Genomic DNA, 20,301 nt, shown 5'->3' with positions numbered 1-20,301 from the left:
GGGCAACAGGAGATAATATGCTACAAACAACTATTCAGAATACAGTAAGATGCAAGGGTATCGGCCTTCACAGCGGTAAGCAGGTGGAAATCGTACTCAGGCCTGCTGTAGCAGATACCGGTATTCTTTTTTCAGTTCACACCGGTTCCGGAAGCTCTTTTATCACTCCCAATCCTAATCTGGTTGTAGCCACCGGACTTGCCACTACCATTGGTAACGGGCAGGATTCTGTTTCCACTGTCGAACATCTTTTCGCTGCTGTTCGTGGTATGGGTGTCGATAACATTCACGTTGAAGTAAGAGGTAACGAGCTGCCCATTATGGATGGCAGCGCCGGACCTTTTGTATATCTGCTCCGTCAGGCCGGAGTGCGCGAACTTTCCAAGCCGCGTAAGGTGCTGGCAGTGACCAAATCCATTAATTTCGAGCAGGACGGCAAGTACGTCAGGGCCTTTCCTCATGACGGCTTTGCTGTTGATTATACTATTGATTTTGAGCACCCTCAGATCGGTAAACAGACTCTCTCTCTTGAAATTACTCCTGATGTTTTCATGGACGAATTGGCAAAAGCCAGAACTTTCGGTTTCCTGAAAGAAGTTGAATATCTGCATGCCAACGGTCTTGCTCTCGGTGGTTCTCTTGATAACGCAGTAGTTCTTGATGACTACGGTATCCTGAATGACGGCGGACTTCGCTTTGCTGATGAGTTTGTAAGGCATAAAATGCTCGATTTCATCGGCGATATGGCTGTTCTGGAAGCTCCCTTACAGGGCCGCTTTGAAGTATATGCTTCCGGTCATGCTCTGAACAATGCTTTCCTGCGTTATGTTCATGAGAACGCAGTGGATTACCTGGAAGAGCGTGTCCTTGAACCCGCTGCCGGGAAAGTTGAAGAAAAAGTTTTCACTCCTGTTACCCCCGAAGCTGTCCCTGCACCTGCATAGCAAGGACCTTACTGTGTAAATATCAAGACCCGTCTTTTTGGCGGGTCTTTTTTTTTGCTGTTATGCAGATATTTCAGAGACAGGCTTGACTACAATGTATGCAGCGGTAAAAATGGCTGTATTGATTTCAATAGCCTGTAGGTAGTTTCATTTTGAAGGAGAATTCATGTTCCGGTCAATCAGCACTAGAATCTCATATATAGTTGCAGCCGTTGTCATTGCTTCATCTATTGTTACGCTTGTATTTACGAGTTCAACTCTCGAAGAAGATATGGCTCATTTTCAAGGGCGGACAGCCCGGAACACTATCAGGGTCGGGATGCTTTATCTTCAGGAAGGTCATCAGGCCCTTGACCGCTACCGCAAACATGCATTTCAAGACCGCAAGCAGGCAGTAAAGGATGCGATGACTCTTTTTCTTGCTCAGGTCGGCAGTTTTTACGAACTCTACAAGGCCGGTGAGCTGACCGAAAAGGAAGCAAAGGAAGCGGCTTTCAAACTCGCGCGTAATACAAGATATTTTAATAATGATTATTTTTTCATTTATACTGATAAGTTAAAAGCTCTTGCCCACCCGGATCGTTCTCTTGAAGGTCGTGATTTATCAAAGGGTGTTGATAAGAATGGATATGCATATGGTCCTGATATGATACGCAAGGCTACTCGCGAAGGCGGTGGGTTTGTTAATTTGCTGTGGACCAGATTGGGAGAGAATGATCCGATCTCAAAGCTTTTATACGTAAAAGGTTTTCCAAAATGGGGGTGGATTATCGGTACCGGAGCCTACGTGGATGATATTGAAGGCGCGGTAGAAAACCAGAAACAGGACCTCATTCGTGATATGCGTAAGGGGTTTTCACAAATCAGGCTGGCAGAAACAGGACGTCTTTTTATTTTCGATAACAATAAGAATGTACTTGTTCCTCCTTTAGGTGCCGGGCCTGATTTCGCAAAAACTTTGAATTTGAATACCGGCAATTCCCTGATGCATGACCTTAAGGAAGTAGGAAAACTTGGGGATTGGCGGCTTGATTATAAGGTGCGCCGTCAGGATGGTGAAATTGTCGAGCGCCAATCTTATGTCCGTTATTTTGCCCCCTTGGGCTGGTACGTGGCTTCAACTGTGCCCAAGCAGGAGATATTTGCACCTGTAGAGGAGCTGATCATAAAGCAGGGCGCAATCAGCTTTATCATTCTGTTGCTGACCATCGGTGTGATTTATTATGTGATCCGCAGAATTTGCCTGCCTATCCGCAGTGTCTCAAAGGTCGCCCATCATGTTTCCAAAGGGGATCTGCGTGAGGCCAAGAAAGTTTTTGCTATGGCCACTGATAAGGGGCATCTGAAAAAAGTCGTGGATTCTTTCGAGACTGGAAAAGAAAAGCGTTTTGATGAGGTGGATCACCTTGTTAAATCTATTCACACCATGTTGCTTACCTTGAACTCACTGGTCAGTCAGGTGCAGAGGTCTGGGGATCAGGTTACCGGATCGGCTCTAAAGCTCGGCACTGCCATCAATCAGCTTGAAGCAGCTGTTGAGAATCAGGCTGCTGCGACTCAGGAATTGGGGAGCTCATCCCGTGAAATTTCCGCTACATCGCAAGAACTGGCCCGGACTATGAACGAGTCCACTACTGTTGCTGTTTCTACCGGCGAATTGGCGGCGCAGGGTGTTCGTGACCTTGGTGAGATGGGCGTGACAATGGATGCCATGCGAGATGCTTCCGGCGGTATTTTTTCCAAACTTTCAGTGATTAATTCCAAAGCAGCCAACATCAGTTCAGTGGTGACTTCTATTTCAAAGATTTCAGAGCAGATCAATCTGCTGTCTTTAAATGCCGCAATCGAAGCTGAGAAGGCCGGGGAATTCGGCCAAGGCTTTTCAGTTGTAGCGCGTGAAATTCGTAAGCTTGCCGACCAGACAGCCATGTCTACTCTTGATATCGAAAAGATTGTGGCTGAGATGCTTTCAGCTGTTTCTGCCGGAGTTATGGAAATGGATAAGTTCCGCAAGCAGGTTGAGAACGGGGTCAGCAATGTAGCAGTGCTTGGCGATGGAATTACCGGGGTGGTAAATCAGGTCCAGACTCTGACACCGCGTTTCGAATCTGTAAACGAAGGTATGCAGAATCAGAGCGAGGGGGCCGAGCAAATCAGCAAAGCCATGATTCAGCTTAGCGAGACATCCATTCAGACCAAAGACGCTCTGACTGAGTTCGTTTCAATTACCGAGCAGCTTTCAAATTCCGTTGCCAGCCTTGAAGAGGAAGTGGCAGCATTCAAGGTAGAGAAGGATTAACCGGAGAACAGTTCAGATAGAACCCCGCCTGCGTTGTGCGGCGGGATGCGTTCCATGCCGAGAAATTCGGGGAATTTCCCCTTGAATTTTGGTTCGAGCAGGGCTTTTATGCGCATATTATCAGTAAGCAGCTTGAATCCGCATTGCGGCTTCTTATACATGACTTTAAATCTGGCAGGTACGGACGGGGGCAGGTCCAGCGAGAATAGCAATTCATAGAATGAATTGTCAGGATTATCGTTATCTACTCTGGTCTTGATAACAATCTCTTGATTGAGTCCGCAGGGAACCAGCCACGGCATGTAGTAGAGCTTTGTCGATTTTAAAACAGAATTAAGTCTTGCGGCACATCCAAGAGTTTTAAAAAATATTACAGCGGTTTTTACGTCATCTTCCAGCAGTTCAAGAAATTGTTCTTTTCGGGCATTGGTGCTGGATATTTTCTCTTCATTGAGTTTTTTGAAAATAGAGCTGGCTTGTGATTGGAATGTTGCACGGCTACTGACGAATTCACGGGTGATCTCAGCCGGGTTAATGTATGCGCCTTGCCCGTTCAGATGGTTCGGGTTGATTTCTTTAAGAATTATGTCCGGGTAGAGTTGCTCGACATGAAAAGTGAGAATGTCACCGGGAGCTGCATTTGTCTGGATGCTGGCAAGTAGTTCCAAATCTTCAATAATTACCCAGCCCAACTTTGGCTGATACCATTTTATAAGCTTTCCTTGCAGTATATCGCCAACAGAAAATCTCTTGCGAAACATGGCAGAGCGTGCCGATGATTTACTGCCGCCTCCGCCAAAGCCTCTATTACCGTATCTGGAAATTTTCATGATAGTTTAACTATGCTGATCAATAATAAGCTCTACTTCTTCAATAGACAGCCCTGTGGCTTTAGCGAGCCTGCTGACGGGTTTTCCTTCTTTGTGACCTGTGAGTATGATCTGGCGCAGGAACTGCGGTGAGCGCGAAAATTCTTCAGCCTGAGACAGTATCTTTTTGAGCTTTTTGGATTTGCGGTCCAGCATCATATCCAATTGAGCCAGCTCTTCTTGCCGTTCGGCAAAGGTATTCATCATCTCGTTTTCAAGCTGGGTGTTAAACTGAAGTTTCTTGACGAATTCTTCCTGTTTAACCTGTAACTGGGTGACCAGTTCTTCGGACTTGCGCAGCCTGAGGAAAAAAAAGATTACGGCGATAAGCAGAGCTATCTCTGTTATGGAAAAGAAAATGAGCAGGAATACAGTCATAATTAGCTAAGGTAGAGGTTCATAGTATCTGTAACAGTTTGCCCTGTTTATTAAAGAAGGGCAATAGGTGCGCCAGCTCAAATCTTTACATTGATTATGTTTCCGGACCACGGAGACTTCTTGGTCTGGGTTTCTTCTTCTGGCTCTTCGTCTTTTTTCTGTCTTTTGCGCTTGAACTGCTGACCGCCCTTGCTTCCGCTGTCATCGCGCACAGATATAGCGGCTTCATCTTTTTCGGTCTTTTGGATCTGCTTCTGTGCTTCCTTGTTCTTTTCCTGCTCTTCCGGATTGATCATGAGGGTCTGCTGAAGGCCGGACTTGGTTACTTCAGAGTTGGAAATCTTCTGGACATTCGCAAGCTGCGAGATGATCAGGGGCATATCCACAGGACCGGGCATGATTTTTACCTCACGAGATACTCCTCAAACAGGATTTTCTCAAATTCGCCTGCAACAATGTATTGGTTGATCACCATGAGCAGGTCTTTTTTCAGTTTCTCTACATTCTTCTCATCGGCTAAAAACTGTAAATCTTTATTTTTGAGGTAAAAGTAGACCGCATCGCGCAGGATGAGAGTTTTGCGTCCATATTCTGCAACAACACGTTCATCTGTTGTTGTCATTGCAAATCTGGCTATCAGGAATCTTGTACGCTCGTCCTTATCCTTCTGTTCAATCCAGAACGGGTCCATGCGCAGCAGGGTTACACCGGGTTCTTCCGGTGGAGGCGGAGGAGTGTCATCGGGGGCTTCCATGGGAATTTCTTCCACTGTTTCTTCTACAGCAGTTTCTTCCTTGGGAGGTGGTGCGGGAGAGTCAAAAAAGAAAAGTTTTACCAGAATCGCAACAAGCAGGAGTATGATTACTCCGATTCCGATAAAAATGAAGAGTTTGGTTTTCGGTTTTTTTTCAGCCGGCTCTTCCTCAAGAGCCTCAAGTTCTTCCGGTTCATCCTCCGGAATATCGTCTTCCTCGTCCTCGTCTTCAAGAAAAGGCGCATCATCAAGGTCCAGCTCTACCTTTTGAGCTGCCTTGCTGGCAGGGGCTGAAGATTGAGTATCTTCCCCGGATTCAGAGTCATCAATATCATCAACAGCGAGGAAGAGCATGTACGTATCCTGATAGACAAGGTTCCGGGCGGAATTGCCTTAGCTGCCGCCTGAAATATGGTTCAGCGGACATGCCGTGACATGTCCGCTGAACAGGAATTTTTATTCAAAAATCTTATTAATTTTCTGACCGAGGGTATCAGGGGTGAAAGGCTTAACAATGTAGTTGGAAACCTTGGCCTGAACAGCTTCAATGATGTTCTCCTGCTGAGCTTCTGCAGTAACCATCAGGAAAGGAATATCGGCGAACTCTTCACTGGCTCTTACTTTACGCAGCAGTTCAATGCCGGTCATCTGGGGCATGTTCCAGTCGGAAACGATGAACTGGATGCTGTCATCTTTGTTCAGGGTTTCCCAGGCAGTTGTTCCGTCGTCAGCTTCCACAATGTTGGTGAAGCCGATCTGGCGGAGGATGTTTTTAATAATACGACGCATGGTTGCGAAGTCATCCACAACAAGAACTTTCATAGAGTAATCAATCGCCATTTATTTCTCCTTAAGGTTCCGTAGAATATTTATCGTGGAACATTTTTCTCAATTTTTTCAAGGCCTGAGAGTGTAATTGGGATACCCTGCCTTCTGTAATTTCCATTACTTCGGAGGTCTCTTTCATATTGAGTTCCTCCCCGTAGTACAGTGATAATACCAGTTTTTCCCTCGGCGTCAAATTATCAATCAGATCAGCTACCTTGTCTACTGTTTCTTGAAAAACTGCAGACTGGAACGGCTCATCATCAAGCTGGGAATCTTTGTTGCTTGGAATATTGTCGTTAAATGCGTCGAGATTGACGCAAAGCTGATTCTGGAGGGCTTCGAGTCCCTGCTGGACTTCCTTGGCGGAAAATCCGGTTGCTTCCTCAAGCTGAGCACTGGTAGGTTTTTCGCCTGTCTCGTGCTCAATCTCGCGAATGCAGTTCTCGATTGTCTTAACTTTTTGGCGCAGTCCGCGTGAAAACCAGTCCATGCGCCGCAATTCATCGAGCATGGCGCCTTTGATACGGTTTTCAGCGTATGTTTCGAACTTGATCTTCAGTTCAGGGCGAAATTTTCCAAGTGATTCGACAAGCCCTAAACTTCCGGCACTGATAAGCTCTCCCAGCTCCACATTCTGCGGGAGCTTGGCTTTCATACGGAGCGCGATAATACGGATTTTCGGTGAGTAATGCCGTACTATCGCCTCTTGATCTGAGGGAGAAAAATCTTCCCAACCAGTAGATCCGGACTCTAAATTAAGCCACGGACTGTTCTTGGAAGAGGAGTTTTTTCCAGAAGAACTTGATATTACCATCTAGCTCGGATGTCGCTTTCCATTTGGTTATTCTTTTAGCGGTCTCAGCAATCTGGGTACAAGCCGGGCTTGAAGGTGCAATCTTACACAGAGGAGTCTGCTTGATGACAGCCTGCCTCATGTTGGGATCGCGGGGGATAACTCCCACCAGATCCAAAGAAACTCCGCTAAGGAAATGGTCACAGGCCATATAGAGTTTCTTGAAAACTTCTTTGGCTCCTTTCATGTCCGGTGCCATGTTTACCAGAACCTTGAATTTGTCAACCCCGTGATGCAGTTTCATGACTTTAATAAGCGCATATGCGTCAGTAAGGGAGGTCGGTTCCGGGGTCAGTACCAGAAGGCGTTCCTGAACTGCAAGGTTGAAGTAGAGAACGTTGTCGTTGATTCCTGCACCGGTATCAACGATCAGGTAGTCGATCTCTTCTTCAAGGTGGTCCATTGCTTCCAGCAGGTCCAGTTTCTGGCCGGTAGAAAGGGATACCATGTCACTCACGCCGGAAGAAGCAGGGAGGATGTCGAATCCGTAATCGGTCTTGTGAAGAACTTCCCTGATACCAGTCCCTTCGTGAAAGAGATGGAAAAGGTTGTACTTGGGAGCAATGCCCAGCAGGACGTCAACGTTGGCGAGGCCGAGGTCTGCATCCAGCAGCAAGACTTTCTTGCCCATGCGGCTTAAGTTGTAGGCCAGGTTTACGGAAACGTTCGTCTTGCCTACGCCCCCCTTACCGGAGGTTACTGAAAATACCATGGGAAGATTGGAATTCATTTGTATCACCCTGTTCTTATTTATCTATACTGTTTACGTTGCCAGCGATTTTTATGCAACGAATATTGTGCCTGATTTATCTTATTTTTTTGGGCAGAAAACGGTTAAACCGCTTTAGCGAAATTCATTTTTTCCTGCACTGGAAGCTGGTGTTTGAAGACCAGTCTCCAGAAGTCTTTTTCACAGGCCGGCTGCATGCTGTTTCTTAATCCTGAGCCGTAAGACAGTAGGGAAACCGGTAGGCCGCTTTCATAAGAAGTGTTGACCAGTGCTCCGTAGTTGCATGCCTCATCAAGTTTGGTCCAGATGAGGCTTTTTACTTTTGAAGATTGGAATTTTTTAAGGAAAGCTGTGTATTGCGCCGGAGCGTAATATGGGTTCAGTACCAGATGTACTGCCAGATCGCAGGGACCGTGCATGCCGCATGCTGTAAGCCAGCCTTCCAGTTCTGCATTTCCGCCCAGACCGGGGAGGTCGATGAAGACTCTGTCAAATTTCCGGCTTTCACCGATAAGTTTGGCAAAATCTTCGCGACTGGCCAGTTCCCTGAATTCGAGCCCCGAAAGGTCTGCGTAGTGGCGCAGGACAAGACGCCCTTTACCTTGTCCTTGATCAGCAGAGGCAAGACAGATGCGTGCTGTGGGGTTTTCTTTCTTTTCCTTAAGTGCGAGGCGGATAATAGTGGAGGTTTTGCCTGCGCCGTGCGGTCCGGCGAGGGCCTGAAATTTCTGGGGCCAATTCTTTGAGTCCAGTGCGCGGACAGGAGCTATTTTTTCCAGTTCGGGCAGGATGGCTTTGGACTTGTCGCCGCGAAGCTGTTGAAAGAGATCAAGGATGACCTTGTTTTCAACACCTTCTCTCTCAAGGTATTCCAGTGCGAGGCGCTGGCGGGGAGCAAGCAGGTTCAGGTTCATCTGCGGCTTCAGCAGGGCCATCATATGTCCCTTGATCTGGTTCCACTCCTGATTCCAGTCCGGGATGTTGTTCATTGCGGCATCAATGACTTCGTCCCTTGTCTCCTGCGCCGGAACAGCTTCTTCCTGACCGTCAACGCCGACCATGATCTCATGGATCTTGCGGCCGTCCTCTTCAACTGATTTGTTGCTGAGGATAATAGCGTTGTCGCCGAATTCCGCTTTGATGTCGGCGAAGACCGCTGCAGTGCTGCTACCTCTGAATGTTTTTACCCGCATATTACCAACCTTTTTAGAACTCTACGGTACCCGCAGACATGATTCTTACGCTCGCAGGAATCTCGGCCTGCGATATTACAGGGATTGTAGGCAAGAAGCGTACCATCAGTTGTGCCAAGTGGCTTCTCAGTTGAGGAGTACACAAGAGGACCGGTTGACCGTCAGTTTCCAGTACACCTTCAGCGGTTGCATTAACGCTTTGAATGAGCTGCTGGGCACTGCCGGGATCAAGGGCCAGAAAACCACCGTTTTCGGATGAACGAACCGCATCATTAAGCTTGGCATCCACATTGGGGCCGAAGGTCATGATGGGCAGGCTGCCGTCACTGGCAAGGTAAGGCTTTATAATAGTTCTGCTCATGTGGGAGCGGACGTATTCTGTCAGCTGGTTCGGGTCCTGAATGGAGGGACCGTAGTCAGCCAGTGCTTCAACAATAGTCAGCAGGTCGCGAATTGATACGTTTTCGCGAACGAGGTTCTGGAGCACCTTCTGAACCACGCCGAGGGAGAGGATGTTAGGAACGAGGTCTTCAACAGCCTTGGGAGCGCGTTTAGAAAGGTTGTCCAGCAGATCCTGTGTTTCCTGTCTGCCGAGGAATTCACCGAGGTTGCGGCGGAATACTTCGGTAAGGTGAGTTGCGATAACAGTTGAGGGGTCGACAACTGTGTATCCGGCAAGCATTGCTTCTTCTTTCTGGGTATCGGGAATCCAGATAGCAGGAAGGTTGAATGCAGGCTCGACTGTTTCAATACCTTTAATTCTGTGTTTTGCGTCACCCGGGTCCATAGCCAGCTGGTGGTCGATGAGAATCTCAGCAGAGGCCACAGCGTTGCCTTTAATGAGCACGCGGTATTCACCGGGCTTGAGCTGCAGGTTGTCACGCAGGTGCAGTGACGGGATAATGACACCCATATCGAGTGCGTACTGTCGGCGGATGGAGCGGATACGTGAAAGCAGGTTGCCGCTCTGTTCTTCATCAACCAATGGGATGAGGCCGTAGCCGACTTCCAGTTCCAGCGAGTCTAGAGGCAGCAGTGCCTGAACTTCTTCCGGGCTGTCCAGTGAAGGCTGTTCGGCCTTGGCTTTTTGTGCTTTTTCTTCTTCCTTCTGCTCTTCTGCTTCAGTGTCGCGGCCGAGGAGAGATATTCCATAAATAATCGCAGCAAGGCAGAGGAAAGGAATGGTGGGCATTCCGGGGACAATCCCGAATACCACAAGAATGATGGATACCAGCTTGAGTGCCCTAGAATGAAAAGTAAGCTGTCCGATGAATTCTTCACCCATCTTGGCTTCTGCTGCTGCACGGGAAACGATGATACCGGCGGAGGTGGAGATGATCAGTGAAGGGATAGTTGATACGAGACCGTCACCGATGGTCAGCAGGGTGTAGGTCTGTGCTGCGTCGGTCCAGTGCATTCCTTTTTGCAGTACACCGATAAGAATTCCGCCGATGATGTTAATGGCGGTGATGAGCATACCTGCGTTAACGTCCCCCTGTACAAACTTACCGGCACCGTCCATGGCACCGTAAAAGTCTGATTCGCGGCGGAGGTTTTCTCGCTGGGATCTTGCTTCATCTTCATCGATAAGACCGGAGTTAAGGTCAGCTTCAATCGCCATCTGTTTACCGGGCATTGCGTCAAGAGTGAATCGTGCGGCAACTTCCGCAATACGTGTTGTACCCTGTACGATAACTGTTTTGTTCAGGATGAACAAAATCATAAATATGACGATACCGATGACATAGTTACCACCGACAACAAATTCACCGAAACTCTGAATAACACTACCTGCAGCCGATGTACCTTCATCCCCGTGAAGAAGGATGGCGCGTGTGGTGGCTACGTTTAGAGCCAGTCGGAGCAGGGTGGTTACCAGCAGAAGTGAAGGGAAAATGGAAAATTCAAGGGGTGATTGCAGGAACATGGAGGTAATCAGAATTACCAGTCCCAGTGAAATACTTACACTGAGCATGAAGTCGATAAACATTGTCGGCAGGGGAATGAGCATGACGAAGAGAATGACAACAACGCCGCCCGCGAGGAGGATATCGCCCTGCTTGGCAAATTTCTGGTAATTTATCGATTTTGATTCGGCCATGATTTTGACACCCCTTTCAGGTCGTTTTCTGGTGATCTTTATGCTCACCGGAAGAGGTGCTCAGGCCTTTATTTGCGGGTAAATTTGTTCAACTTGGCAAGTATAGCCGCAACTGCCTTATAGAGTTCTTCCGGAATGATGTCACCGATCTCAACCTGTTTATACAAGGCCTGTGCCAAAGGTTTATTTTCTCGGATCGGCACTTTGTTTTCGCGGGCTACTTCTTTGATTCGCTCAGCAACTTTATTCATCCCTTTGGCAAGGACCAATGGTGCTGGGGCTACCATAGGATCGTACTTCAAGGCAATGGCGTAGTGGGTCGGGTTGGTGATGACTACATCAGCATTAGGAACTTCGGCCATCATGCGTTGCTGGAGGATTGCCATCATTTTTTGCTTCTGTTGCTGTTTGATCTTCGGGTCACCTTCAGCCTGTTTGCGCTCGTCTTTTACTTCATCTTTGGTCATTTTCATTTCTTCCTGGTAATTGTAGCGCTGATACCAGAGGTCGGCTAAAGCAAGAACCAGCATAGGCAGCATGGTGTAAGTGACCATTTTGTAGCCGATCTGCAGCATGTAGATGGCCAGTTCATGGGCACTGGAATAAAAGAGAGGCAGGAAGTTTCCCACTTCATTCTTGATGATTATGTAGGGTGCGATTCCTACTATGATGGCGAAAAGCAGACTTTTAACGAGTCTGATTATTGTTTTGACATTAAATATCAGTCTCTTAAACCCTTGCACCAGATTGAACATCTTTGAGAATTTGGGTTTGAATACTTTCGTGGTCCATAATTTGCCGACCTGAAGGCGCAGAACAAGAAAGGCTATGAAGGCGATAAACAGGAATAGTGGGAGCAGTATGAGAGCCAGTTTTTGAGAGCACCATTGAAAAAGCTGGTAAACAGATTGTTTATCCAAATCAATGAATATGCCTTTGGTAAAAAACCATTGGAATATTTCATAGAATTGTTCGTAGTACATGTCCATAATGGCCCGCAGGCAGATTACACCTGCAATAAGGGTCATTATTTTGCCCATTTCCTCACCTTTGGCGACACTCCCGTCTTTCCGGGCTTTATCTATCCGTTTGGGTGTCGCCTTCTCAGTTTTACTAGGATCTTTAGACATGCAGCATCCTCCTAGTTACCGATTGGCATGGCTGGCGGGCTGCCGGCTTTAATTATGCTTAATAAATATTTGGGCAGGTCAGCCACAAATTCTCCCACATGCAGTGAGAGAACAGTGAATACGAGACTGAGAACAAAGAAGCCTGCTAAAATTTTGAGAGGAAAACCGAGCATGAGTACGTTCATCTGGGGAGCCATTTTACTGATCAAGGCAAGGCCGAGGTCAACAACGAAAATGGTTGCGATAATTGGTGATGCTACTTTTACAGCAAGAACAAACAGGTCTTTCGAAATAGACATGATCTGGCTGGTCAGAGTGGATGAGATGAAGATCTGGCCCGGTGGAATATATTTGAAGCTCTCTACCATAGCAGACATCAAGTAAAGGTGTCCGTTGATACTCAGGAAAACCAGAATCGCACACATATATAGGAAGTGGGCGGTGACAGCTTCGTTGGTTCCGGTTAGCGGGTCGAGGACGTTAACCATTGAGAAACCCATCTGAACCCCGATGAGGTTACCACCTGTCTGGATTGCTGCAAACATGACATGAACGGAGATTCCCATGACCAGCCCGAGTACCATTTCTCCCAGAATCATCAGGGCAATATTGTAAGGACTTGCTGGCATGAGGCTTCCTTCAAAGGTTACATGGGGCCAGATGCCAAGCGTCAAAACAATGGTAAGTGCGGCCTTAACTGTTTTGGGGATAGAGTTTCCTCCGAAAAAAGGGAGTAAAAACAGCACAATACTCACCCTGAACAGGGTGAGATAAAAGCTCATTAGATCGCTGGGATTGAAATTAAAAAAAGTCATGCTGTCCTCGTTTCAGACGGGTCTGCAAAATCAGGACCCATTCTTTACGCTCTATTATCACTAAGAGTCGCGGAGGGCAAAGCCCGGTTGGTCATTAAGGTAACTTTTTTTCAACAAATCCAATAAAAAAGGTCCGTAGAGTGATTACTCTACGGACCTTGGAGTTCGATTTCTGATAGCTTAGTTAAGTATGTAACGCATTGGGTTTACCGGAACACCGCCAAGTCTTACCTCGTAGTGAACATGCGGGCCGGTGGAACGACCGGTGTTACCTGCGTAACCGATAAGTTCACCTCGGGTTACCTCTTGTCCTTTCTTTACTATGGGCTGTTTCATATGTCCGTAGCGGGTGGAGAGGTTGGCTCCGTGGTTGATTTTTACCAGCTTGCCGTATCCGCCCTGAACGCCGGAAAAAGAGATGGTTCCTTTGGCCGGAGCATAGATGGGGGTTCCGGTGGGGCAGGAAATATCAATACCTTTGTGATATTCACGTTTGCCGGTGAAAGGTGAGCTTCTCCAACCGAAAGGTGAAGTTACCCAGCCTTCTGCAGGCCAGATGGACGGTGTTGCATCCAAAGCATCCTGTTTGGAACGCATCGAGTGGATGATTTCCTGCTGGCGCACTTCCTCCAGCTTTGCTTCTGTGCTGAGTTGCGCGAGAAAATCGTGCATTTTGCGGACAAGCAATTCCTGTCTGTACAGAGGCAGGTAACTGTTGGAAAAATCGGCTCCGGTTGATCCGCCTTTAGGGGCTACGTTTTGAACGTTGCCTTGGTCGAGGTTGATCATTACGCGTAATTTGGAGTCAAAGTTGTGAACCCGGTCGAGGTCCTGTGAAATGTTCTGCATCTTCTGTGAAAGAGAGATGAGCTGTGCCTTTTGCTCCTGTACAGCTTTTTCGGCACGGGCCAGATTGTTTTCCAGTCCTGAATAGTTTTGGTAATACTTCCAGAGGTATATGTTTCCTCCGGCTAGGCCTGCGATAAGAGCGAAGATGAAAAAGAATATCCAGCCGCGGAGCTGAAATTTACGGGCATTGTCGCAGGGGTTTTTAAATATAACTACGTGGTATTTTTTTGATAGCATGATCTGTTTTGGGCCTTGCTTAATTATGACGTTAAAAATGTCTCTGGTTAACAGGCGCAATAAATTTGAAAAATTTTTAAGATGTTTTCATGTTTAAGTCAAGCTGCCAGCGTCTTAAAGCATTAAAGGTATTGTTTCTGGAACCGGGCATTTTTCGCCATTCGTCTTCCAGCCAGTTGTTGATTTCACTGCGTTTGGTGTTGTCGTTGGAGGGGCATTTATTGCTCCAGATAGGGAGTTCCCACTGCCGTGCCGCTGCTTTGATGTATTTCTTTTCAAGCATCAAAGTTGGTCTGATAACCTGCAGTTTTCCTTTGAAAAAAGACTCATTGGCAGAGAGACCTTGGACTCGTCCGTTCTGAAGCATATTCATGTGAAACGTAGTTACCAGATCGTCTGCAGTATGCCCGAGGGCGAGGTGGGTTAAATTGTATTGGTCACAGAGTTCGAATAGTCTTTTGCGTCTCAATCTGCTGCAATAAAAACATGCAGATTTTTTTTTGTTTTCAGGGCCGTGGGCTCTCGGACCATAGTCGGTAAGTTCGATATGGGAGGCAATTCCGTTTTCGCGACACCAGTCAGAAAGAGGGTAGTGGCTGTCGGGAATAAAACCGGGGTTAACATGCAGCACCATGAGTTCAATATTAAATGGTATGATGGCTTGCCTGATGAGCATAGTGCGGATGAGTACGAAACTGTCAACTCCTCCGGATACTGCAATGCCGATGCGGTCTCCATCTTTGACCATTTCGGTTTTCTGCATGAGCATACCCACAGTGGATACGCATTTTTTTTGGGCAAAGCTCAGTTTTCCCCATTTGGCCATTTCTTGCTCCAAGTATATCTAATAAGTTGTGGAAAAAATCGTATTTATATTTTATTGATATCGAATTAGCGTCGGAGTCTATTTCAGACCGACGGGATAGGGATTCTGCCTTAAAATAGGTTGACATGCAAGTTTATATCTCTTATTTTAGCAAATTGCTCCGTTGTTGAATAATGTCGTGAGTCTAGTAATCCCAAGGTGCTGTTTGTGCTGAAAAGGTTTTTAATATTTTTGACTCTGGTCTCCATTGTTTGCGGAGCCTTTTATTTGAGTTCGCCGAAGAAACCGGTTGAACGAGCTGAGCCTGTTTGGCCTGTTCTTAATAAGGATCAGGTAGACAGGCTTGACGTGTGCTCGTTGGGAGAAGATTGCTTTTCACTGGTCCGAAGGACTGATGGTTGGGGAGTTGCCCAGCATGGTTGGAACGGTACAGTTGAAGCTGATCTGACCAAGGTGAATTCCCTGCTTGATGTTTTAGCTCAGGATAAAGCTTTGCGTTTTATGGGGCGTGTGTCGGAACCCGTTCCTGCTGAATATGGTTTCGAATCTCCCCGATTGCGCATCGCCGCCGGTGGTGGGCAGGAGCTTGCTATTTCTGTCGGCTCAGAAAATCCTTCCGGCGAAGGTTTTTATGCCCTTAACTCCAAAGAAGAAGGCAGTCTCTTCTTGCTTGGAGAAAAGATGGTCAGTCGATGCGAGTTCCCGGCTGAATATTACTATAATCTGCATCTGATTTCGGGAAATCCGGATGAGGTTGTCGCTATTTCTTTGGGCCATGGAGGCTCTTTTTCATGGACTCTAGTCCGCAAGGACGGACCGTTCATGTTTTCTTTTCCCGCTCCCCTTGGGGGGAAACAGGCCAGCGGCAGTGAAGTGGACCTTTTCCTCCATTCTTTGCTTGAGGTGCCTGCAAAAGGTCTTGTTTCTAGCATTCCTAATAAGGAAAACAGGATTCTTTTAAATATTGAAATTTCATTGTCCGGTAAAAAAGTTGAGACTCTTGAAATTTTTGAACCGGGTGATGGAGAAAAATTTTATTTTGCCCGATCATCTTCCCAGAGCGGATATCTGGTTCTCAGTAAAGAACATTACGAGCAATTGGATAAGAAAGCTTTTGCAATGCAGCAGCGAAATGTTGTTTCCATTGCTACCGGAAAGCTTGGAACCGTAAGGGTAGTGCAGGGCAATCAGACTTTTACCGGAATTAAATCCGATAAGAGTTGGATTAATTTTGAGGATAAAAAGCCGCTGCTGGGCATTGACATGTCCTTATGGCGACTTAATGAATTAAAATTCGAGGCGGAACCAAAGGCATCCCTTTCGGAAACTTCCGAAAAGGTAATGGATTTGGAGTTAATGGACGAGAGCGGCAAACGCGTCGTTAAAGTGTCTTTTTATTCAGATCCAGAACTGCCCGATGGACAATGCTGGCTATCTTTAGGCGATGGCAGTGGATACTATCCTGTATCCGACAAACTGCTTGAAGACCTACAGGGTCAGATTCCTCTCAGAAAATAACCGGGATACCCGGTAAAACCATTGTGTTGGAGATCGCATGGCAAGAATCACAGTTGAAGATTGTCTGGCTGAGGTTGGTAACAGATTCCTTATTGTCCAGATGGCCATTAAAAGAGTGAAGCAGTATCGTGAAGGTTACTCTCCTCTTGTTGAATCCAAAAACAAAGAAATCGTAACCGCCCTCAGGGAAATTGCCGCTACCAAGGTACTTCCCGAGAGCTACCACACTGCCGATGGTAAAAAGCCCGGCAGCGAATAAGTCATGTCAAAACGTTGCTATTATGAAGTTTTAGAAGTTTCCAGAGAAGCCCAGGAAGGGGAAATTAAAAGAGCCTATCGTAAGAAGGCTATGGAATTTCACCCTGACCGTAACCCGGGTAATGCGGAAGCTGAAGAGAAATTCAAGGAAGCCGCGGAAGCCTATGACGTTCTGCGGGATCCTGAAAAAAGGAGCCGTTACGACCGCTTCGGCCATCAAGGCATGAACGGTATGAATGGCGGATTTGGTGGATTCCAGTCTTCCGAGGATATTTTCGGCGCATTCGGCGATATCTTCGGCGATATCTTCGGTTTCGGTGGCGGCGGCCGCGGTGCAAACCGCATGCAGGCCGGTTCCGACCTCCGTTACAACCTGACTGTGTCTTTTCGTGATGCAGCCAAGGGAACCGAAGTTGAACTGAATATCCCGGTAACCGATACCTGTGACACCTGCGAGGGTAGCGGTTCCGCGCCCGGAACATCCCCAGAGACCTGCTCCCATTGTGGCGGCAGGGGAGCTGTTGAGCAGAATCAGGGCTTTTTCCGTATTTCCGTTCCCTGTCCCGCATGTAATGGACGGGGTAAGGTTATTACCGATCCATGTTCTGAGTGTCGCGGTGCCGGATATGTGCGCAAGCAGAAAGATCTGAATGTGCGTATTCCTGCCGGTGTGGACAATGGCTCACGTCTGCGTCTGCGCGGTGAAGGTGAAGCCGGAATGAATGGCGGCCCCCACGGTGACCTTTATGTGGTCATCACTGTGGAGCCGGACAAGGTCTTCAAGCGTCAGGGACAGGATCTTGTCCTGAGCACCGAGATTACTTTTGTTCAGGCTGCGCTGGGATACAAGCTCGAAGTTCCCACTCTGGATGAGCCCATCGAAATGGACATTCCCAAGGGAACCCAGTCCGGTGAAGTCTTCCAGCTCCGTGGACTCGGCCTTCCTTACCTCGGCAGCTCTCACAAGGGCGACTTGCTGGTGGAAGTTAAGGTCAAGACTCCGACCGGCTTGAACAGCAGGCAGGAAGAGCTTCTCAGGGAATTTGAAGCCCTTGATGAAGAGAAGCCCATGAAAAAAGTTAAAAAGCTTTTCAAAAAAGCGAAAGATAAAGTGATGGGTGAGTAGCATGAGTGAGTTTTCCCACATTGATGCCGAAGGCAATGCCGTAATGGTGGACGTGGCCGCTAAGGCGGACACCAAACGCACAGCCATTGCCAAGGGACGGGTCATCCTTAACGAGGAGACCTTCAATCTGCTTAAGCAGCAGGCTCTTCCTAAAGGGGATGCCCTTGCTTCAGCTAAGATTGCCGGCATCATGGGGGCCAAGGAAACTCATCGCCTCATTCCGCTCTGCCATCCTATTGCACTCAGCTACGTTGATGTGCGTTTTGCAATTAACGATGCCGAACTGACCATCGAAGTTGAAGGTGAGGCCCGCTGTACCGGTAAAACCGGTGTTGAAATGGAAGCTCTTGTAGCCGTTCAGGTTGCCTGTGCCACCATTTATGACATGTGCAAGGCTGTACAGAAGGATGTTATCATTTCTGATGTACGACTCGTCTACAAAGAAGGCGGTAAATCCGGGGTGTTTAAGGCAGAGTAAGCTTTAAATTTGATAATTTAAAAAAGACCGTAATATCTTTCGAGATATTGCGGTCTTTTTTATGAAAATTGGCTGTCCACGCTATATACGGGACATGGTAACAGCTTGTCAGGTTTCTTAAACCCTTGTGCAAAAAGGCTTAAGGCGTCAATTGCACCATGCTTTTCTTCTCTAAGCCGCTTGCGTTTATCCATTAAAATGATTAGTTCGTAGACCAAAGACAATTCCCCTACTGATTTGGATGCTTTTCAGTAGTTATGTAAATCTCAAAACAGAGGTTCAGTTCATGTCAGAACATGTAGTTGTCATCGGTGCTGTTGCACTTGGTCCCAAAGCGGCCTGCCGTTATAAGAGAATCAGGCAGGATGCCCGCGTTACCCTTATCGACAGGGACGAAATTTTTTCCTACGGCGGTTGCGGTATTCCTTATTTTGTCTCCGGAGATGTGTCCGAGGCCAACCAGCTTCGTACCACCGCTTTCCATATGGTTCGTGATGAACCGTTTTTCAACGACATCAAAGGCGTGGAAGTTCTTTCTTCCACCGAAGCCACCAAAATCGACCGTGAAAACAAACAGGTTCACATCACAAACCTGAAGACAGGCGAAAAGAGTGTTCTTGATTACGACCAGCTCGTAATCGGTACCGGAGCCACTCCCCGTAAGCTCGGTCTCCCCGGTGAAGAGCTTGAAAATGTTTTCTATGTCGGCAATATGCATGACGCAGAAAAGATCAAAGAAGGTATCACCAAGGGTCAGTACGGAAAAGCTGTTGTGGTTGGTGCAGGATTCATCGGTCTTGAAATGGCTGAAGCCTTTTCCGACATGTGGGGCATTGAAACCACTGTTGTAGAAATTTTCGACCAGATTCTGCCCCGTATGTGCAGCCCGGTACTGGCAAAGATGGGCCAGAAACATATGGAAGAAGAAGGCGTTTCCTTCAAACTCGGCCAGACTGTTTCCAGAATTGAAGGTGACGGTAAAGTTGAGCGCGTAATTACCTCTGACGGTGAAGTCGAAGCCGATATCGTAATTATTTCTGCGGGCGTTATCCCTAACGATAAGCTTGCTCGTGAATGCGGCCTTGAGTGCAGCGAGCGCGGCGGTATCATGGTTGATGAAACCATGCGTACTACCGATCCCCTGATTTTCTCCGGTGGTGACTGCGCAATCATCAAAAATGCTGTAGACGGTTCTCCCCTGTTCCTGCCTATGGGTTCCATGGCTAACAGACAGGGAAGGGTCATCGGCGGTAACCTTGCCGGACGCAAGGAAACTTTTCCCGCCGCAGCAGGCTCATGGTGCGTTAAGATTTTCGAGCGGGCTATGTCCGGTACCGGAATGAGCCTTGGTGCTGCGAAGCAGGCAGGATTTGATGCTATCAGCGTGATGTTGATCATGGCTGACCGTGCTCATTTCTATCCTGAAAAAGATATGATGACCCTTGAGATGGTTGTAGATAAGGCAACCCGCCGAGTCCTTGGTATTCAGGGTATTTCTGCTGGTGGCGATGCTCTCGTCGGTCGTATCAACGCAGTGGCTGCGATCATGAAATACCAGCCTACAATCGAAGATGTCAGCAATCTCGAAGTGGCTTACTCTCCGCCGTTTGCTTCTGCCATGGATGTTCTAAACGCTATCGCCAACATGGCCGATAACGCTATTAATGGTATGAACCACGGTCATGGTCCTGATATTTTTGCCGAGTATTGGGATAATCGCGAAAGCGGTGAATACTGCTTCCTCGATGTACGTGAAAAAGCCGATGCTGAGCCTTTTCTCGAAAAGTATCCTGAACATTGGCACAATATCCCTCAGGGTGAGATCCCTAAAAGATATGAAGAGCTGCCCAAGGACAAGAAACTGGTGCTGGTCTGCAACACCGGTGGCCGTTCCTATGAAGCTCAGATTATGCTTGATGCTCTTGGCTTTGAAGAGGTCCATAACACTCAGGGTGGAATGGCGGTCATCAAGGCTTACGGCGTTGATATCTAGCTGTAATATTACTTTATCTGAAACGCCGTCTCTATTTTGGGACGGCGTTTTTTTGTTTTAATATAAGATGTTGGCAGATTGCATGGGTATAGCGAATCTGTTTGCAGATATGGGCGTATTTT

Annotated in this window: 20 protein-coding genes; 7 read left to right on the top strand and 13 right to left on the bottom strand. The window is 47.4% G+C overall.

Features of this window, described 5'->3' with window-relative positions; all coding sequences use genetic code 11:
- Positions 1-17 precede the first annotated feature (17 nt).
- Both lpxC and DESAL_RS13120 read left to right on the top strand, forming a co-directional pair.
- A complete protein-coding gene (gene lpxC, locus DESAL_RS13125; RefSeq protein ID WP_015852475.1) occupies positions 18-944 on the top strand; it encodes a UDP-3-O-acyl-N-acetylglucosamine deacetylase in 927 nt (308 codons plus the stop codon).
- A gap of 166 nt (positions 945-1,110) precedes the next feature.
- A complete protein-coding gene (locus DESAL_RS13120; RefSeq protein ID WP_015852474.1) occupies positions 1,111-3,243 on the top strand; it encodes a methyl-accepting chemotaxis protein in 2,133 nt (710 codons plus the stop codon).
- Here the strand turns inward: DESAL_RS13120 and DESAL_RS13115 are convergent.
- From DESAL_RS13115 to DESAL_RS13055, 13 genes are all read right to left on the bottom strand, one after another.
- Positions 3,240-4,073 carry a hypothetical protein gene (locus DESAL_RS13115; protein ID WP_015852473.1) on the bottom strand — a complete coding sequence of 278 codons (834 nt, stop codon included), beginning with the start codon at positions 4,071-4,073 and terminating at the stop codon, positions 3,240-3,242. The genes DESAL_RS13120 and DESAL_RS13115 overlap by 4 nt on opposite strands.
- Positions 4,074-4,079: 6 nt before the next feature.
- A complete protein-coding gene (locus tag DESAL_RS13110) occupies positions 4,080-4,490 on the bottom strand; it encodes a hypothetical protein (protein ID WP_015852472.1) in 411 nt (136 codons plus the stop codon).
- A 77-nt stretch (positions 4,491-4,567) separates the two neighbouring features.
- Positions 4,568-4,888 carry a hypothetical protein gene (locus DESAL_RS13105; protein ID WP_015852471.1) on the bottom strand — a complete coding sequence of 107 codons (321 nt, stop codon included), beginning with the start codon at positions 4,886-4,888 and terminating at the stop codon, positions 4,568-4,570.
- 5 nt (positions 4,889-4,893) lie between these two features.
- Positions 4,894-5,598 carry a flagellar basal body-associated FliL family protein gene (locus tag DESAL_RS13100; RefSeq protein WP_015852470.1) on the bottom strand — a complete coding sequence of 235 codons (705 nt, stop codon included), beginning with the start codon at positions 5,596-5,598 and terminating at the stop codon, positions 4,894-4,896.
- Between the two features lie 102 nt (positions 5,599-5,700).
- Positions 5,701-6,084 carry a chemotaxis response regulator CheY gene (locus DESAL_RS13095; RefSeq protein WP_015852469.1) on the bottom strand — a complete coding sequence of 128 codons (384 nt, stop codon included), beginning with the start codon at positions 6,082-6,084 and terminating at the stop codon, positions 5,701-5,703.
- 10 nt (positions 6,085-6,094) lie between these two features.
- Positions 6,095-6,886 carry a FliA/WhiG family RNA polymerase sigma factor gene (locus DESAL_RS13090; protein WP_015852468.1) on the bottom strand — a complete coding sequence of 264 codons (792 nt, stop codon included), beginning with the start codon at positions 6,884-6,886 and terminating at the stop codon, positions 6,095-6,097.
- Entirely contained in the window at positions 6,828-7,655 is an 828-nt protein-coding gene (locus DESAL_RS13085; RefSeq protein ID WP_015852467.1) for a MinD/ParA family protein, read from the bottom strand. The genes DESAL_RS13090 and DESAL_RS13085 overlap by 59 nt, the downstream gene beginning before the upstream one ends.
- A gap of 104 nt (positions 7,656-7,759) precedes the next feature.
- Positions 7,760-8,848, bottom strand: a complete 1,089-nt coding sequence (locus DESAL_RS13080; protein ID WP_015852466.1) for a flagellar biosynthesis protein FlhF — start codon at positions 8,846-8,848, stop codon at positions 7,760-7,762.
- A 13-nt stretch (positions 8,849-8,861) separates the two neighbouring features.
- The gene (gene flhA, locus DESAL_RS13075; RefSeq protein WP_015852465.1) at positions 8,862-10,949 is read right to left on the bottom strand and encodes a flagellar biosynthesis protein FlhA; all 2,088 of its coding nucleotides are present in this window, start codon (positions 10,947-10,949) and stop codon (positions 8,862-8,864) included.
- 68 nt (positions 10,950-11,017) lie between these two features.
- Positions 11,018-12,079 (bottom strand): flagellar biosynthesis protein FlhB, encoded by a 1,062-nt coding sequence (gene flhB / locus DESAL_RS13070; protein ID WP_015852464.1) that lies wholly within the window; start codon positions 12,077-12,079, stop codon positions 11,018-11,020.
- An 11-nt stretch (positions 12,080-12,090) separates the two neighbouring features.
- The gene (gene fliR / locus DESAL_RS13065) at positions 12,091-12,894 is read right to left on the bottom strand and encodes a flagellar biosynthetic protein FliR (protein ID WP_015852463.1); all 804 of its coding nucleotides are present in this window, start codon (positions 12,892-12,894) and stop codon (positions 12,091-12,093) included.
- A gap of 180 nt (positions 12,895-13,074) precedes the next feature.
- Entirely contained in the window at positions 13,075-13,980 is a 906-nt protein-coding gene (locus tag DESAL_RS13060) for a M23 family metallopeptidase (protein WP_015852462.1), read from the bottom strand.
- Positions 13,981-14,056: 76 nt separating this feature from the next.
- Positions 14,057-14,806, bottom strand: coding sequence for a tRNA lysidine(34) synthetase (locus DESAL_RS13055; RefSeq protein WP_015852461.1), 750 nt, complete (start codon positions 14,804-14,806; stop codon positions 14,057-14,059).
- Positions 14,807-15,073: 267 nt separating this feature from the next.
- Between DESAL_RS13055 and DESAL_RS13050 the strand changes: the two genes are divergently transcribed.
- The 5 genes from DESAL_RS13050 to DESAL_RS13030 all read left to right on the top strand — a co-directional run bounded on the left by DESAL_RS13050 (position 15,074) and on the right by DESAL_RS13030 (position 20,179).
- Positions 15,074-16,324 carry a DUF4340 domain-containing protein gene (locus DESAL_RS13050; protein ID WP_197528743.1) on the top strand — a complete coding sequence of 417 codons (1,251 nt, stop codon included), beginning with the start codon at positions 15,074-15,076 and terminating at the stop codon, positions 16,322-16,324.
- Between the two features lie 37 nt (positions 16,325-16,361).
- On the top strand, positions 16,362-16,583 hold the full coding sequence (rpoZ, locus tag DESAL_RS13045; protein WP_015852459.1) for a DNA-directed RNA polymerase subunit omega: 222 nt from the start codon (positions 16,362-16,364) through the stop codon (positions 16,581-16,583).
- Between the two features lie 3 nt (positions 16,584-16,586).
- Positions 16,587-17,708, top strand: coding sequence for a molecular chaperone DnaJ (gene dnaJ, locus DESAL_RS13040; protein WP_015852458.1), 1,122 nt, complete (start codon positions 16,587-16,589; stop codon positions 17,706-17,708).
- A gap of 1 nt (position 17,709) precedes the next feature.
- Complete coding sequence (gene moaC / locus DESAL_RS13035; protein ID WP_015852457.1) at positions 17,710-18,186, top strand: cyclic pyranopterin monophosphate synthase MoaC; 477 nt, start codon at positions 17,710-17,712, stop codon at positions 18,184-18,186.
- A 286-nt stretch (positions 18,187-18,472) separates the two neighbouring features.
- Entirely contained in the window at positions 18,473-20,179 is a 1,707-nt protein-coding gene (locus DESAL_RS13030; RefSeq protein WP_015852456.1) for an FAD-dependent oxidoreductase, read from the top strand.
- Positions 20,180-20,301 lie beyond the last annotated feature (122 nt).

The organism is Maridesulfovibrio salexigens DSM 2638, from assembly GCF_000023445.1.
Taxonomy (GTDB): domain Bacteria; phylum Desulfobacterota; class Desulfovibrionia; order Desulfovibrionales; family Desulfovibrionaceae; genus Maridesulfovibrio; species Maridesulfovibrio salexigens.
This window is presented reverse-complemented; position numbering and strand designations above follow the sequence as displayed.

Excerpts from the sequence above, each read along its gene's own strand:
- lpxC (WP_015852475.1), top strand. The coding sequence starts at position 18 with ATGCTACAAACAACTATTCAGAATACAGTAAGATGCAAGGGTATCGGC.
- DESAL_RS13120 (WP_015852474.1), top strand. The coding sequence starts at position 1,111 with ATGTTCCGGTCAATCAGCACTAGAATCTCATATATAGTTGCAGCCGTT.
- DESAL_RS13115 (WP_015852473.1), bottom strand. The coding sequence starts at position 4,073 with ATGAAAATTTCCAGATACGGTAATAGAGGCTTTGGCGGAGGCGGCAGT.
- DESAL_RS13110 (WP_015852472.1), bottom strand. The coding sequence starts at position 4,490 with ATGACTGTATTCCTGCTCATTTTCTTTTCCATAACAGAGATAGCTCTG.
- DESAL_RS13105 (WP_015852471.1), bottom strand. The coding sequence starts at position 4,888 with ATGCCCGGTCCTGTGGATATGCCCCTGATCATCTCGCAGCTTGCGAAT.
- DESAL_RS13100 (WP_015852470.1), bottom strand. The coding sequence starts at position 5,598 with ATGCTCTTCCTCGCTGTTGATGATATTGATGACTCTGAATCCGGGGAA.
- DESAL_RS13095 (WP_015852469.1), bottom strand. The coding sequence starts at position 6,084 with ATGGCGATTGATTACTCTATGAAAGTTCTTGTTGTGGATGACTTCGCA.
- DESAL_RS13090 (WP_015852468.1), bottom strand. The coding sequence starts at position 6,886 with ATGGTAATATCAAGTTCTTCTGGAAAAAACTCCTCTTCCAAGAACAGT.
- DESAL_RS13085 (WP_015852467.1), bottom strand. The coding sequence starts at position 7,655 with ATGAATTCCAATCTTCCCATGGTATTTTCAGTAACCTCCGGTAAGGGG.
- DESAL_RS13080 (WP_015852466.1), bottom strand. The coding sequence starts at position 8,848 with ATGCGGGTAAAAACATTCAGAGGTAGCAGCACTGCAGCGGTCTTCGCC.
- flhA (WP_015852465.1), bottom strand. The coding sequence starts at position 10,949 with ATGGCCGAATCAAAATCGATAAATTACCAGAAATTTGCCAAGCAGGGC.
- flhB (WP_015852464.1), bottom strand. The coding sequence starts at position 12,079 with ATGTCTAAAGATCCTAGTAAAACTGAGAAGGCGACACCCAAACGGATA.
- fliR (WP_015852463.1), bottom strand. The coding sequence starts at position 12,894 with ATGACTTTTTTTAATTTCAATCCCAGCGATCTAATGAGCTTTTATCTC.
- DESAL_RS13060 (WP_015852462.1), bottom strand. The coding sequence starts at position 13,980 with ATGCTATCAAAAAAATACCACGTAGTTATATTTAAAAACCCCTGCGAC.
- DESAL_RS13055 (WP_015852461.1), bottom strand. The coding sequence starts at position 14,806 with ATGGCCAAATGGGGAAAACTGAGCTTTGCCCAAAAAAAATGCGTATCC.
- rpoZ (WP_015852459.1), top strand. The coding sequence starts at position 16,362 with ATGGCAAGAATCACAGTTGAAGATTGTCTGGCTGAGGTTGGTAACAGA.
- dnaJ (WP_015852458.1), top strand. The coding sequence starts at position 16,587 with ATGTCAAAACGTTGCTATTATGAAGTTTTAGAAGTTTCCAGAGAAGCC.
- moaC (WP_015852457.1), top strand. The coding sequence starts at position 17,710 with ATGAGTGAGTTTTCCCACATTGATGCCGAAGGCAATGCCGTAATGGTG.
- DESAL_RS13030 (WP_015852456.1), top strand. The coding sequence starts at position 18,473 with ATGTCAGAACATGTAGTTGTCATCGGTGCTGTTGCACTTGGTCCCAAA.